Raw genomic sequence first — 17,614 nt, forward strand, 5'->3', positions numbered from 1 at the left:
ATAACTAAAATAAAATACGATTTGTTTAACTTTTTATAGATTTTGGCATAAAAAGTGTTATTCGATGCAATAATCTTAAAAAATAAAAGAGTAAAGTCTTATTTAGCCTAACCATTCGACGAAACACTCTGTTTCTCAGACAAAGAGCGTTTGATTTGTTGTCCAAAACGCAAAAACAACACTGCAACTAGAATACAATGCCTTACAAACAAAAAAGAGCAGCCTACGGCTGCTCTTTAAACTTTGCAAAAAGAATATTACTACATTTATTTTACTATAATAAATTCACTTCTTCTATTTAACTGATGTTGAGATTCGCTACACTTAACATCATTACTACACTTATTTCTTAATTGACTTTCTCCATAACCATGCCCAGTTAACCTAGCTTTACTAATTCCTCCAACAGTCACTAAATAATCTACTGTAGACTTAGCCCTTCTATCAGATAAGTCCATATTGTACTGATCCGTATTACGACTATCGGTATGAGATCTTACGTCTATATTAACATTAGGATATACATACATAAGATCGATAACCTTACGCAATTCTACTTCAGCATTCTTAGTTATAAAAGATTTATCTAAATCAAAGTAAATAATATTTATTCCTAACAAAGGTGCGATATCCGTGCCTAATGGCGCAGGAAGTTCTTCTTGTTTTTTCATAAACAATGTACGCTCAATTACCCCTGTTTTATTAGGAGTATTAAATATCTTTTCTGCTGTAACGTATGTTTCTTTTGTAGATCTAATAGAATACCCTTGTGCACAATCTAATGTAAAGTCGAAACTACCATCAACAAGAGATTTTTTTTCGTCTAGAACTTTATTATTTTCATCTAACAAATACACTATTGCATTTGCAATAGGTTGGTCGTTTTCTTTATTTAAGACCACACCGTTTATAGACTGTTGACATCTAGATATTAATGGTTTATACATTTTAAAGCTATAGATATCATCAAACCCAAGTCCTCCTTCTCTATTAGACGCAAAATAACCTAACCCTTTACTATCTATAATAAACGTAAAATCATCTTCTGGTCCGTTAACAGGTCTTCCTAAGTTAAAAACATCACCAATTTTGTTGTCATTTAATTCTGAGACAAAAACATCTAAACCTCCTAAACCGATATGCCCATCCGAAGCAAAGTATAATTTATTATCTTCACTAATAAAAGGAAACGTTTCTCTTCCTTCTGTATTAATCTTATCTCCAAGATTTATTATTTCGCCAAAAACACTATCTTTAATCGCTACTTTATATAGATCAGATAGTCCCTTTGACCCAGGCATATCACTTGCAAAATACAATGTTTTCTCATCGGGACTTAAAGCAGGATGCGCCACTGAATACTGATCACTATTAAATGGTAATTCTTTAACATTCCAATCTGTATTACCTGTATCATTTCGTGTTCCCCTATATAGTTTTAATCTATTTGTGCCATCCTCGTCTTCTTTATAATCTTTATCAGTATAATTGTTTCTTGTAAAATACATGGTTAATCCATCTTTTGTAAAAACCGCTGTAGACTCGTGATAAATAGAATTAATTGTACTACTAAATTTAGAACTACTAGTTTTTAATACTTCTGTACTATTTAATTTGTACAAGTCTAAAAAAGGTTGATCATTCCAATCGTGGACTCTTTTAGACGCGTGTCTTTGCTTTCTGTTTGAAGAATAAATTAAACTTCCTTGATAAAATGAAGGTGCAAAATCCGATAATTTAGAATTAAAATCTACATTAATAAGTTCAAAACGTCCCGATTGCAGTTCAATTTCCTCTAAATAATTTCTTTCATTTATAAACAGATTAGCACGATAGTCTTCTCCTTTCGTTTTGTGAAATTTTTCCATCATATTATCGGAAGCCAAATATCTTTCATCACTTTTTAAGGATAATGCATAACGATAAATATACTCAGATGGTATGCTATCCGATGTCTGTAAAAGTTGCCCATACCATTTAGCTGCATTTTTATAATCCGCATTAAAGTAATATGAATCCCCTAAGTTTTTTAATAAATTATCTGACAAAACACCATTATTAGAAGCTCTCAAATAAGATTGCCTTGCCTCTATATATGCCAAATTTTCAAACTCTTTATTCCCTTCTTTTACAGCTTTTTTATCTTGAGCCGATAAAACATTTATTGAAAGAAAAAATAAGCTAATATAAATTGTAATTATTTTTTTCATGTTAATTAGTTTTTGGAATTAGAAGAATCTTGGAGAGATCATACGGTTACTTCTTTTAAACAATTCAAATCTTAAAAATATTTCAAAAGACCCATCATTATATTGTTTTAATTCTGTAGTCTCTCTATCATAAGCAACACCTAACATCAATTGATCAGAAATTTGAAAACCAGCCATAGCACTCATAGCTGCACTCCATCGATAAGCTAATCCTAGAGTCAGTTTCTCTTTTATTAGAAAATTGGCAGATAAATCTACTTGAAAAGGCGCGCCATCCACGAATTTAAATAAAGTTGAAGGCTTAAATTTCAGGTCATCATTAATATCAAATGTTTTACCAGCCATTACATAAAAATTAACCTTTTCTTTAGCTGTTGCAAAAGAATCATTATTTGCAGCATTTTCATCAAAATGCTCTGTCTCTAGAATATTTGGAGCACTTAAACCTAAGTAAAATTTATCGGTGTAATAATAAAGACCTAAACCAAATTGAGGTGAAAACTTGTTATCAATGTTAATTTCAGTATTAGCATCACCTGGATTAAAAGCACCTGTGTTTAACTTATTAGTATCAATATTTAATAAGTGAGCACCCGCTTTAATTCCTAAAGCCAATTTGGCATCATTATCTAAATCAAGCGTATAACTAAAAGATAGGTCTATGTAAGTTTCACTTGTAATAAATATATCATCCTGAGTAATATTAAGTCCTAATCCAACTTTTTCTCCAACGGGAGAATGCAATGATGCCGTAAACGTATCTGGCGCACCATCCAAGCCTACCCACTGCGTCCTATATAAACCAATAAAACTTAAGACATCTCTAGATCCTGCATAAGCGGGGTTAACACTTAGCGTGTTATACATGTACTGAGTGTATTGAGCATCTTGCTGCGCATAACTTTGGTTAGAATAAAATCCTAATCCCATTAAGGCTAAAATAACTATGCAATAATTTTTCATGTTTTTTATAAGTTTAAAACCAGTAACTCTTTTGAATTACTGGTATTTGATAATTTATTTTCTATTAATATATAATGGACCCGCTTTCTGTACAGACTTACCATCACTAGTAATATAAGTCAACACATAATAATAAGTACCGACAGGTAGTTTATCATCTTTTTTAACTGTAACTCTACCTTCAGAAAAACCTCTAAAGAAATTATTACCTTGACCATACCCATCTACATCATAAACTTTAACTCCCCAACGGTTGTAAATTTTCAAAGTGTTTTCTGGGTATTGTTGTATACCACTAATAACAAACACATCATTATTTCCATCTCCATCAGGTGTCATAATATCAAAAACTACTAAACCATCTGATGCATCAGCATCTCCATTATCAGCTTCTTCATAATCAGGAACCCCATTATTATCATTATCTGAGATTTCATCACCGTTTAAAGTAGAATCTCCATCACAATCTAAAAGCAACCAATCTGCACTAACACCTTCAACTGTTTGCGTCTCGTAATCGATTGTTTGACTTGTAAACTCATAATCACAAGGATCTAAAAGATCTGTTCCATCGATACTCTCAATTTCGTTAGAAACGCCATCTCCATCACAATCTGAATTATTAAATGCATCCGAACTTGTAACCGTTTGGCTAGACACCAAGAAACTACAAGGATCTGCTGGATCTGTACCGTCAGCAATTTCTTGACCGTTAGTAACACCATCTCCATCACAATCTAAATCTGAAAAGTTATTACTGATTGGTTCTGTCTGACTAGTATATTCAAAGTCACAACCATCTAGAGGGTCCGTACCGTCATTTAACTCCGTTCCATTTGTAACACCATCTCCATCACAATCTTCATCATACCATTCTGTACTAGGCGTTACATTTTGACTTGTTAAATTTAATTCACATAAATCGTTAGGGTCAGTTCCATCCTCCATTTCTTGACCATTAGTTACACCGTCACCATCACAATCTAAATCATCATAATTCATCGTGATAATTGCGATGTTTTGACTATCTGGATCAAAATCACATGGATTTTGCGGATCAGTTCCATCTAACAATTCCTGTCCATTTACTACTCCATCACCATCACAATCAATTGCACCCCATTCTTCTGAAGTTGTTACTGTTTGACTAATTACTAAGAAGTCACAAGGATCCATAAAATCTGTTCCGTCAGAAACTTCTTGACCGTTAGTTACGCCATCACCATCACAATCGAGAGTAGAAAAATCAAGATCTATAGGCAACGTCACACTACTTATTAAGAAATCACAAGGATTATTAGGGTCTGTACCATCAAGCGCTTCTTGACCATCTATAACACCATCACCATCACTATCATTATCTAGTGGATCTGTTGTATTACCATTTGGATCTGCAGGTGTTGTTGGATCATCTATTCCCGTAAGTTCCTCTCCGTTATTTAATCCGTCCATATCACAATCAAGATCATTCCATGCGGTAGCAACAGCCACTGTCTGGCTTGACACCTCAAATGCGCAAGGATCATTTGGATCTGTCATATCTCCAGCTTCATCTCCATCGGTTACACCATCTCCATCCGTATCAGGATTTTGTGGATCTGTTGTATTACCGTTTGGATCATTTGGTGTTGATGGATCATCTATTCCTGTAGCCTCCTCATTATTAGTAAGACCATCCATATCACAATCTGCAGTGTCATAAGCCGCATCTGGCGTTTCCGTCTGATTTGCGACAATTAAACTACAATTATCATTAGGATCTGTACCATCAAGTGCTTCTTGACCATCTGTAACACCATCACCATCACTATCATTATCTAGTGGATCTGTTGTATTACCATTTGGATCTGCAGGTGTTGTTGGATCATCTATTCCTGTAAGTTCCTCTCCGTTATTTAATCCATCCATATCACAATCAAGATCATTCCATGCGGTAGCAACAGCCACTGTCTGGCTTGACACCTCAAATGCGCAAGGATCATTTGGATCTGTCATATCTCCAGCTTCATCTCCATCGGTTACACCATCGCCATCCGTATCAGGATTTTGTGGATCTGTTGTATTACCGTTTGGATCATTTGGTGTTGATGGATCATCTATTCCTGTAGCCTCCTCATTATTAGTAAGACCATCCATATCACAATCTGCAGTGTCATAAGCTGTATCTGGCGTTTCCGTCTGATTTGCGACAATTAAACTACAATGATCATTAGGATCTGTACCATCAAGTGCTTCTTGACCATCTGTAACACCATCACCATCACTATCATTATCTAGTGGATCTGTTGTATTACCATTTGGATCTGCAGGTGTTGTTGGATCATCTATCCCTGTAAGTTCCTCTCCGTTATTTAATCCGTCCATATCACAATCAAGATCATTCCATGCCATTGTAGCTATTACCGTCTGGCTCGCAATCTCAAGAGCACAAGGATCATTTGGATCTGTCATATCTCCAGCCTCATCTCCATCGGTTACACCATCGCCATCCGTATCAGGATTTTGTGGATCTGTTGTATTACCGTTTGGATCATTTGGTGTTGATGGATCATCTATTCCTGTAGTCTCCTCAATATTAGTAAGACCATCCATATCACAATCTGCAGTGTCATAAGCCGTATCTGGCGTTTCCGTCTGATTTGCGACAATTAAACTACAATTATCATTAGGATCTGTACCATCAAGTGCTTCTTGACCATCTGTAACACCATCACCATCACTATCATTATCTAGTGGATCTGTTGTATTACCATTTGGATCTGCAGGTGTTGTTGGATCATCTATTCCAGTAAGTTCCTCTCCGTTATTTAATCCGTCCATATCACAATCAAGATCATTCCATGCCATTGTAGCTGTTACCGTCTGGCTCGCAATCTCAAGAGCACAAGGATCATTTGGATCTGTCATATCTCCAGCTTCATCTCCATCGGTTACACCATCGCCATCCGTATCAGGATTTTGTGGGTCTGTTGTATTACCGTTTGGATCATTTGGTGTTGACGGATCATCTATTCCTGTAGCTTCCTCACTATTACTAAGACCATCCATATCACAATCAAGACTATTCCATTCTCCTGTAACAATAGTCAAATCCTGATCTATATCATTATAAGAACAAGGGTCATTAGGGTTACTACCACCATTTACTTCATCCTCATTTGAAACACCATCACCATCACAATCTCCAAGTCCCTGTCCATTACATTCGTCAAAAGAAACAACGACTTCTGCTGGTTCGCTTGTATTTCCATCATTATCCATTACAGTATAAGAGATAACTGCTGGATCTTCTACAGACAATCCTGTACAGGTCGCATCTGGTATACCTGCACCAGTACAAGGCGTAAAAGTAATTGCTCCACTAACTGGATCAACACTCCAAACCCCAACTCCTGGATCAACTAAGTCATCTCCAGGATTGGTTGTACCTACAATCTGTACCGTTGCTGGATCTACAACATCGCCATCAACATCATTCCCTAGCACATCAACAATTACTGGAACTCCAGTATCATTACCTGCACTTATATCTGCAGTTGCAACAGGGACGTAATCTATAGTTACTGTTGCTGCATTTGATGGATTACCATCATTATCATCTATCGTATAACTAGCTGCGCCTGTTGGATCATCATTAAAACCAGCCAATGGTGCAAAACTAATCTCACCATTTACAGGATTTACTTCCCAAACTCCTTCTCCAGGCACCGTATAACCTATAATATCTCCAGCTGCATCGGTCTGTACCATTGTAGCTCCTGCTGGAACTACTAAGCTCACACTAGTTACATCCAATGTACCATCAGGATCTGCATCTACTCCATTACCGTTATCGGCAGTAGGATCTATACTTACCGTAGCACCAGGTGTATTGGCTAAACTAATATCATCTTGAGCAACTGGTGGCTCTGCATCATACATCACAGATACTGTCGCTGCATTTGATACATTACCATCATTATCATTTATTGTATAACTAATATCTTGTGGATCTTGAGTAGATACTCCAACACAACTAGCATCAGGAACTCCTGCAGCACTACAAGGTGTAAATGTAATTGCTCCAGTAACTGGATCAACACTCCAAACCCCTACTCCTGGCTCCACTAAATCATCACCAGGATTTGCTGTACCTACAATTTGAACACTAGTCAAATCTAATGTCCCGTCAGGATCCATATCATTCCCAGCAACAGCAATCAATACTGGATCTCCAGTCGTATTATTATTACTAGAATCATCCATTGCAATAGGCGATTCTGGATCGAAACTAACACTAACACTTACAGCGTCTGTAATATTACCTTCATCATCAGAAACCACGTACTCAATATCAGTAGGATTAGCTGTAAATACTACTGGACAATCAGGTAAAGAAACTACTGCACAAGGACTAAATGTAATTGCTCCACTAACTGGATCAACACTCCAAGTCCCCTCTCCTGTAACAACTAAGTCATCTCCAGGACTGGTTGTACCTACAATCTGTACCGTTGTTGGATCTACAACATCGCCATCAACATCATTCCCTAGCACATCAACAATTACTGGAACTCCTGTGTCATTACCTGCACTTATATCTGCAGTTGCAACAGGTACGTAATCTATAGTTACTGTTGCTGCATTTGATGGATTACCATCATTATCATCTATCGTATAACTAGCTGCGTCTGTTGGATCATCATTAAAACCAGCCAATGGCGCAAAACTAATCTCACCATTTACAGGATTTACTTCCCAAACTCCTTCGCCAGGTACCGTATAACCTATAATATCTCCAACTGCATCAGTCTGTACCATTGTAGCTCCTGCTGGAACTACTAAACTCACACTTGTTACATCCAATGTACCATCAGGATCTGCATCTACTCCATTACCGTTATCGGCAGTAGGATCTATACTTACCGTAGCACCTGGTGTATTAGCTAAACTAATATCATCTTGAGCAACTGGTGGCTCTGCATCATACATCACAGATACTGTCGCTGCATTTGATACATTACCATCATTATCATTTATTGTATAACTAATATCTTGTGGATCTTGAGTAGATACTCCAACACAACTAGCATCAGGAACTCCTGCGGCACTACAAGGTGTAAATGTAATTACTCCACTAACTGGATCAACACTCCAAACCCCTACTCCTGGCTCCACTAAATCATCACCAGGATTTGCTGTACCTACAATTTGAACACTAGTCAAATCTAACGTCCCATCAGGATCCATATCATTCCCAGCAACAGCAATCAACACTGGATCTCCAGTCGTATTATTATTACTAGAATCATCCATTGCAATAGGCGATTCTGGATCGAAACTAACACTAACACTTACAGCGTCTGTAATATTACCTTCATCATCAGAAACCACATATTCAATATCAGTTGGATTAGCTGTAAATACTACTGGACAATCAGGTAAAGAAACTACTGTACAAGGACTAAATGTAATTGCTCCACTAACTGGATCAACACTCCAAGTCCCCTCTCCTGTAACAACTAAGTCATCTCCAGGATTGGTTGTACCTACAATCTGTACCGTTGCTGGATCTACAACATCGCCATCAACATCATTCCCTAGCACATCAACAATTACTGGAACTCCAGTATCATTACCTGCACTTATATCTGCAGTTGCAACAGGGACGTAATCTATAGTTACTGTTGCTGCATTTGATGGATTACCATCATTATCATCTATCGTATAACTAGCTGCGCCTGTTGGATCATCATTAAAACCAGCCAATGGTGCAAAACTAATCTCACCATTTACAGGATTTACTTCCCAAACTCCTTCTCCAGGCACCGTATAACCTATAATATCTCCAGCTGCATCGGTCTGTACCATTGTAGCTCCTGCTGGAACTACTAAGCTCACACTAGTTACATCCAATGTACCATCAGGATCTGCATCTACTCCATTACCGTTATCGGCAGTAGGATCTATACTTACCGTAGCACCAGGTGTATTGGCTAAACTAATATCATCTTGAGCAACTGGTGGCTCTGCATCATACATCACAGATACTGTCGCTGCATTTGATACATTACCATCATTATCATTTATTGTATAACTAATATCTTGTGGATCTTGAGTAGATACTCCAACACAACTAGCATCAGGAACTCCTGCAGCACTACAAGGTGTAAATGTAATTGCTCCAGTAACTGGATCAACACTCCAAACCCCTACTCCTGGCTCCACTAAATCATCACCAGGATTTGCTGTACCTACAATTTGAACACTAGTCAAATCTAATGTCCCGTCAGGATCCATATCATTCCCAGCAACAGCAATCAATACTGGATCTCCAGTCGTATTATTATTACTAGAATCATCCATTGCAATAGGCGATTCTGGATCGAAACTAACACTAACACTTACAGCGTCTGTAATATTACCTTCATCATCAGAAACCACGTACTCAATATCAGTAGGATTAGCTGTAAATACTACTGGACAATCAGGTAAAGAAACTACTGCACAAGGACTAAATGTAATTGCTCCACTAACTGGATCAACACTCCAAGTCCCCTCTCCTGTAACAACTAAGTCATCTCCAGGACTGGTTGTACCTACAATCTGTACCGTTGTTGGATCTACAACATCGCCATCAACATCATTCCCTAGCACATCAACAATTACTGGAACCCCTGTGTCATTACCTGCACTTATATCTGCAGTTGCAACAGGTACGTAATCTATAGTTACTGTTGCTGCATTTGATGGATTACCATCATTATCATCTATCGTATAACTAGCTGCGTCTGTTGGATCATCATTAAAACCAGCCAATGGCGCAAAACTAATCTCACCATTTACAGGATTTACTTCCCAAACTCCTTCGCCAGGTACCGTATAACCTATAATATCTCCAACTGCATCAGTCTGTACCATTGTAGCTCCTGCTGGAACTACTAAACTCACACTTGTTACATCCAATGTACCATCAGGATCTGCATCTACTCCATTACCGTTATCGGCAGTAGGATCTATACTTACCGTAGCACCTGGTGTATTAGCTAAACTAATATCATCTTGAGCAACTGGTGGCTCTGCATCATACATCACAGATACTGTCGCTGCATTTGATACATTACCATCATTATCATTTATTGTATAACTAATATCTTGTGGATCTTGAGTAGATACTCCAACACAACTAGCATCAGGAACTCCTGCGGCACTACAAGGTGTAAATGTAATTACTCCACTAACTGGATCAACACTCCAAACCCCTACTCCTGGCTCTACTAAATCATCACCAGGATTTGCTGTACCTACAATTTGAACACTAGTCAAATCTAACGTCCCATCAGGATCCATATCATTCCCAGCAACAGCAATCAACACTGGATCTCCAGTCGTATTATTATTACTAGAATCATCCATTGCAATAGGCGATTCTGGATCGAAACTAACACTAACACTTACAGCGTCTGTAATATTACCTTCATCATCAGAAACCACGTACTCAATATCAGTTGGATTTGCAGTAAATACTACTGGACAATCAGGTAAAGAAACTACTGTACAAGGACTAAATGTAATTGCTCCACTAACTGGATCAACACTCCAAGTCCCCTCTCCTGTAACAACTAAGTCATCTCCAGGATTGGTTGTACCTACAATCTGTACCGTTGTTGGATCTACAATATCCCCATCAACATCATTCCCTAGCACATCAACAATTACTGGAACTCCTGTGTCATTACCCGCACTTATATCTGCAGTTGCAACAGGTACGTAATCTATAGTTACTGTTGCTGCATTTGATGGATTACCATCATTATCATCTATCGTATAACTAGCTGCGTTTGTAGGATCATCATTAAAACCAGCCAATGGCGCAAAACTAATCTCACCATTTACAGGATTTACTTCCCAAACTCCTTCGCCAGGCACTGTATAACCTATAATATCTCCAGCTGCATCGGTCTGGACCATTGTAGCTCCTGCTGGAACTACTAAACTCACACTTGTTACATCCAATGTACCATCAGGATCTGCATCTACTCCATTACCGTTATCGGCAGTAGGATCTATACTTACCGTAGCACCTGGTGTATTAGCTAAACTAATATCATCTTGAGCAACTGGTGGCTCTGCATCATACATCACAGATACTGTCGCTGCATTTGATACATTACCATCATTATCATTTATTGTATAACTAATGTCTTGTGGATCTTGAGTAGATACTCCAACACAACTAGCATCAGGAACTCCTGCGGCACTACAAGGTGTAAATGTAATTGCTCCACTAACTGGATCAACACTCCAAACCCCTACTCCTGGCTCCACTAAATCATCACCAGGATTTGCTGTACCTACAATTTGAACACTAGTTAAATCTAATGTCCCATCAGGATCCATATCATTCCCAGCAACATCAATAAGCACTGGATCGCCAGTCATATTATTGTTACTAGCATCATCCATTGCAATAGGCGATTCTGGATCGAAACTAACACTAACACTTACAGCGTCTGTAATATTACCTTCATCATCAGAAACCACGTACTCAATATCAGTTGGATTTGCAGTAAATACTACTGGACAATCAGGTAAAGAAACTACTGTACAAGGACTAAATGTAATTGCTCCACTAACTGGATCAACACTCCAAGTCCCCTCTCCTGTAACAACTAAGTCATCTCCAGGATTGGTTGTACCTACAATCTGTACCGTTGTCGGATCTACAACATCGCCATCAACATCATTCCCTAGCACATCAACAATTACTGGAACTCCAGTATCATTACCTGCACTTATATCTGCAGTTGCAACAGGTACGTAATCTATAGTTACTGTTGCTTGATTCGATGTATTCCCTGCAGTATCATCTATAGTATACACTGCAGAATCTGTTGGATCATCATTAAAACTAGCTAATGGCGCAAAACTAATCTCACCATTTACAGGATTTACTTCCCAAACTCCTTCGCCAGGTACCGTATAACCTATAATATCTCCAGCTGCATCGGTCTGGACCATTGTAGCTCCTGCTGGAACTACTAAACTCACACTTGTTACATCCAATGTACCATCAGGATCTACATCTACTCCATTACCATTATCGGCAGTAGGATCTAAACTTACCGTATTACCAGGAATACTCGGATCACTTGCATCATTTTGTGCCACTGGTGCAACACTTGGAACAGTTCCTTGATTATTAGCATCTGTTGATAAATCTTGATTATTTGTCAAATCTGGATCATCTTGGTCTGCGACTACCGAAGCTCCATTTGAAAAAGCTCCTTCACTATCGATTGTTGCTGTAACCGTTATTGTAACATCATTAGATGCTCCCGTAGCAAGGGTAGCTATTGTGCAAGGAAATACTGTACATCCCCCTCCAGATACATTTGTAATAGTTAAGTTTTCTGGAATATCAGTAACAACAATATTTGTTGCTTCATCAGGACCTGCGTTACTTACTACAAGTGTATAGATCACTGTATCGCCCACTAAATAAGGACTACTATCTACTAATACTTTATCTATACTTATATCAGATTGTGCAATATTAAGTATAGCTGAACGTACTTCTCTAAGACAAACATTATCATCGTGAGTAATTATCACAAAATACTCTGTACCATCTAAACCAGTTGCATCATTAACGGTCAATGAATTTGTATTTTCTCCACTATAATTAGTATCTGCTGCACTAATCAATGTTCCAGACGTATCTGGATCACCTATGTACCACATGTAATTTATTCCCGAATTTGCATTCCCAGGAGTACCGTAATCTGGCGTACCTGTTGTAAATCCAGTTGAGTTATCTGCTGTTACTGCTACAGTAAATATAGCAGATCCGCCGGTAGTAGCTGTTTGGTCAGCAGGCTCCATTGGCGCGACACTAACTTGCGTCGCTAATGTTTCATTTCCAGTTACTCCATCATAACCACCTGTAGCAGGAGCCGTTCCTGTTACTAGACCATTAGCATCAACAGTTATAGGCAAAGCGCCCAAGACACCGTCTCCATTTGGATCGAGACCTCCAGATTCTAATACATCATTACAACCATCGTTGTCGCTATCGATATCACGATGGTCAAAGATTCCATCACCATCAGTGTCTAAATAAGCCGCACAAAGTGGAACCAAACGCCATCCAATATTATCTGCATTTGCAGAAGCTAATTGTGATATAACAACTCTATCAATTGGCTTATTTATATCAAATCTGAAATTGGCCTCTTGTGCAGCCCCCCCTAATATCGCAGCTATTGCATCTCCCGTTATCTGATCATATGAAGCTCCGGCACCAACAGGATTAACATTCCCACTGTAAATTACAGCCGGAAACTGCACTTGAATACCTTCATTATAAAATTTAATATTTTGACTTTCATTATAAGTTCCTGAGGCATTTCTGGCTAAGCTTCTTAAATTAAACTCAAGTGAAAAAATAGGTTCAGAAAACACAATTTCTGTGGTTGTTCCAGTCACCGGATCTGTAGTGCCATTACGAGACTGCATATCCACCTGTACGCCTCCGTCAGTATAATTTGGACTATTAACCGAGAAAGTTCCATTTCCTATAGTCGTTGTTGAGACTGCTGTTATATCACTTACAAAATCCTTTATGTAAGCCACTAAATCTCCGTCGTTAGAATTTGCAGCCACCTGATTGAATGAGGAATCCGCAAAATGAATATCCTGAGTCGTTACTGAACTACAATCACGATTAAACTCTTCTGCATCTAAAACCCCATCATTATCATCATCTAAATCGCATGCATTATTGATACCATCTGCATCAGGATCATTTGCCGTAACAGTGCCAACTATAGCTCCGTCTGTACAAGGATCTGGCAAAGTTGTTAACGTAGCCGAACGTTTCTCTACAAAACACACATTATCATCATGAGTAACTACAACAAAGTATTCCGTGCCGTCTAGACCAGCTACATCATTAATTGTTAATGAATTTGTATTCTCACCACTATAATTTGAATCTGATGCACTAATCAATGTCCCAGATGTATCTGGATCACCTAAGTACCACATGTAATTTATTCCGGAATTTGCATTCCCAGGAGTACTGTAATCTGGTGTACCTGTTGTAAATCCAGTCGAGTTATCTGCTGTTACTGCAATCGTGAATGCTGTAGACTCACCTGTAGTAGCAGTTTGATCGGCGGGCTCCGTTGCAGCGACACTTACTTGAGTTGCTACTATTTCATTTCCATTTGCTCCGTCGTAGCCTCCTGTTGATGGAGAACTTCCTATAACTAAGCCATTACTATTTACTGTAGTTGGTATTGCTCCTAAAATTCCATCACCATTAGGATCTAGACCACCAGACTCTAAGACATCATTACATCCATCATTATCTGAATCTAGATCTAAAGAATCTATAATTCCATCATTATCAGTATCTCGACAACCAGTAGGTATAAAAGCAAAACCTTCATTTCTAGTTAACACACTAGAAACAGTATTATAATCTAATACAAATGGAAACGTTGTACTAGATAAATCTACGTCTAAATACCATTGCGAATCCCTAATTTGCATACCTCCTGCCTTGTAATCTAGTAAGTCTCCAGAGCTAACAATAGCGCCATTTGGCAAATTGACTATCTCATTTAATGGATCATAAAGCACACCTGTTCCACCTCCGTTCCAAGTCAGTGTTAACTCCTTGTCGGCATTTTGAGCCCCATAAGTAGATGATGGTGCATTACTAGCTATTCTAAAGTTTGTTATTTGACCGCCTTGCACATTATCAATGGTAAGTTTCATATCAAAAACACTACCCGGATTAACAGATCCTTCATCCCAAATTACCATTAACCCATCTGTTACACCAGATGTAAAATTATTAATCTCAACTGGAGCGGGACTTCCTAATGGTTGCTCCGGCGTTGATGGAGATGTTAAACTAAAGTCTGCAGTAAATAAATCTGCTATATAATTTCCGGTGATGGCATTTGTCCCAGTTCCCATTAAGTTTCCAGCAAGAAGAGGCACACCGCATTCCTCCGTATCCAAAATACCGTCATTATCATCATCTAGATCACAACTATCACTTACACCATCGCCATCATTATCTGGATTACCAGAAGCGAGTGCATCGCAAGGGTCTAAAATCACACTATCAAGAGTCACCGACTCAACATCACTAGTTGGATTACCACCAAAATCGGTAACATCTGCTGTCACCGTAATAGTTCCGTTATTAAGACTAGAAATATCAGCATCTGTAGCTGTCCAAACTCCGCCACTTACCGTTGCTGTTGTAGTAATTGTATTTGTTCCATCAAAAAAAGTTACTGTAACTATTTGCCCGTCTTCTACATCTGTTGTAGTTCCAGATATAGAAACAGTACCTACCTCAGCACTATCTATAACACCATCTCCCTCAATAGGTGTATCAATTGTAATTGTTGGTGCTGTTTTATCTCCATTTAACGTAATTATCAAATTAGCATTATCAGAGTTAACGCCATCCGTTAATACATATGCAAAATTTTCTGTTAGTGTATCTCCTGTCAATAAACCAGCTACTGCAGGATTACTAGTATCTGGAGTATACGTATATGATCCATCAGGATTGACTTGAATACTTCCATATGTTCCCACAAAAACAGACCCCACAGACACAGGATTACCATCTATCTCTAAAATAACAACATTTTCAGCTTTTCCTTGCCAGTAAATATCTGAAACACCAGCTATCTGTGTTCCTTTATCATTATCTGTTGCATTAGGACCGTAATTGTAACTTAATTTTAATTCATTGATTGGCTTTTCAAAAAGAACATTTATATTTCCTGTAGCATCGCTTTCAATAGCATTACCTATTCCATAGTACGTGTTACCTCCTGCATTAACTACCCCTCCCGTAGTCTCAATTTTAAACGCTGAATTTACACCATCTAACAAACCGCTTATGTTAATTTGATCTTGCCAAACACTCCCCTGTGAGAAATCAATATCCACTAGAAAAAAACCTAAACTGAAAACAGGTTCATCAAACTGAATAATAAGCTCTGTATCCGCAGAGGGGCTTGTAGCCGCATTTATTGCATATCTTAAGTATCCAAAGTGACCTCCATTGGTTCCTGATATAGCAACTGTTTGATTTTGATTTAACACTCCGATATTGTCAGGATCTGTAGATGAAAAAGCAAGTCCAACCCCATCCACAGTCCTGATTTGCCCTGTAACCGGTGTAGAATAAAGCGGATTAGGTCCAGCTGTAGAAAACTCATTCTCCCAAACCAAGGTAGATAAACCTCTATCTATAGCATCAACACCATTTACACCCTCATCTGTAATAATATTTCCAGAAACGTCAATTTCCGTAACAACCGTGATTGAATCGTTATTATCAACAGCAATGGGCGCCTCATCAACACCATTAATCGTAATAGAAATAATACCGTAATCTATGATATCAGCATTATCTTTAACTGTATAAGATAAGACATCAACTAATGCTTCTCCACTTTTTAGGCCAACAATAGATGGATTAGTTTCATCTACATCGTAAATATAGTCACCGTTTGCTTGAATTGTAATTATACCAAATAACGTTTCGTAACCATTTGCAACTTCATTTGGATAGACATCAACTTCTGACACAGAAAGTCCAGCACCCGTATCATTAGTTAAGACATTTCCCGTAATTGCACCTGTACTATTTCCTGCTATAGTGTTTGTATCATCAGTAGCAACAGGTCCTGTTGCAAAAACTCTTATAACACTCTGCGCACTAGCTGCTGCTAGATTAGGGTCAGTCACTTCTATTGTAGCTGTACGTATTCCAGGTGTAGGCGTATTGGTATTGTGATAATAAAATAATGAATTTAGGAATTCTAAAAAATCATCGTTAGGTATTGAATTACCCCCAACTTCTGCAATTGTAAAGTTTGTAAAGTTTTGAGTTAATATAATTGTAGTACCATTAACAACAAAACTCTGAGAATTTGAAGCATCAGTGAAAAGAAAAAAATTATTGACTCCGCCAAAATTACTATATAAATTTTCTGTTCCATCCACAGTACCCGCAAAGCTAATCGTTGCTGTTAAAATGGTATTTGTATCAGAAGACAACATTGGCACTGTTGCTAGCCTGCTAAGAGTACCAGGCGTAGGACTAAACTGAGCATCTTTATCAACACCGACGGTTACACCATTAAGATCCAAAACAGGATTTGCAAAAAAGGCACTAGTGTTTAACTCATCAACACAATTCTCATCTGCAACAATTGGAGCTGCCAGAGAAGAACTCATCAAAAACAAATACAAGAGAGAAAAACCTCCATACTTAAATAAATCTTTTTTTACACTGCCTAATGACCTTATTACCGCGCTCACTTTAGATGAGCAGAATGATATTTTAGTCTGTCCGGAAGGAATAGTAATTTTTCTCATATATATAAATTATAACTTATTTCAATATTCAATATAAT

General features: G+C 38.0%; 3 protein-coding genes. All 3 read right to left on the reverse strand.

From position 1 onward, the window contains the following. Window positions 1–266: 266 nt before the first annotated feature. From E9099_RS06230 to E9099_RS06240, 3 genes are read right to left on the reverse strand one after another with little or no spacing between them, the layout of a single operon-like run. Complete coding sequence (locus tag E9099_RS06230; RefSeq protein ID WP_136582825.1) at window positions 267–2,210, reverse strand: OmpA family protein; 1,944 nt, start codon at window positions 2,208–2,210, stop codon at window positions 267–269. A gap of 18 nt (window positions 2,211–2,228) precedes the next feature. Beyond that, window positions 2,229–3,173, reverse strand: coding sequence for a type IX secretion system membrane protein PorP/SprF (locus E9099_RS06235; RefSeq protein ID WP_136582826.1), 945 nt, complete (start codon window positions 3,171–3,173; stop codon window positions 2,229–2,231). A gap of 54 nt (window positions 3,174–3,227) precedes the next feature. Next, window positions 3,228–17,576, reverse strand: coding sequence for a gliding motility-associated C-terminal domain-containing protein (locus tag E9099_RS06240; RefSeq protein WP_136582827.1), 14,349 nt, complete (start codon window positions 17,574–17,576; stop codon window positions 3,228–3,230). Window positions 17,577–17,614: the final 38 nt, after the last annotated feature.

The organism is Psychroserpens sp. NJDZ02 (assembly GCF_004843725.1).
GTDB lineage: Bacteria > Bacteroidota > Bacteroidia > Flavobacteriales > Flavobacteriaceae > Olleya.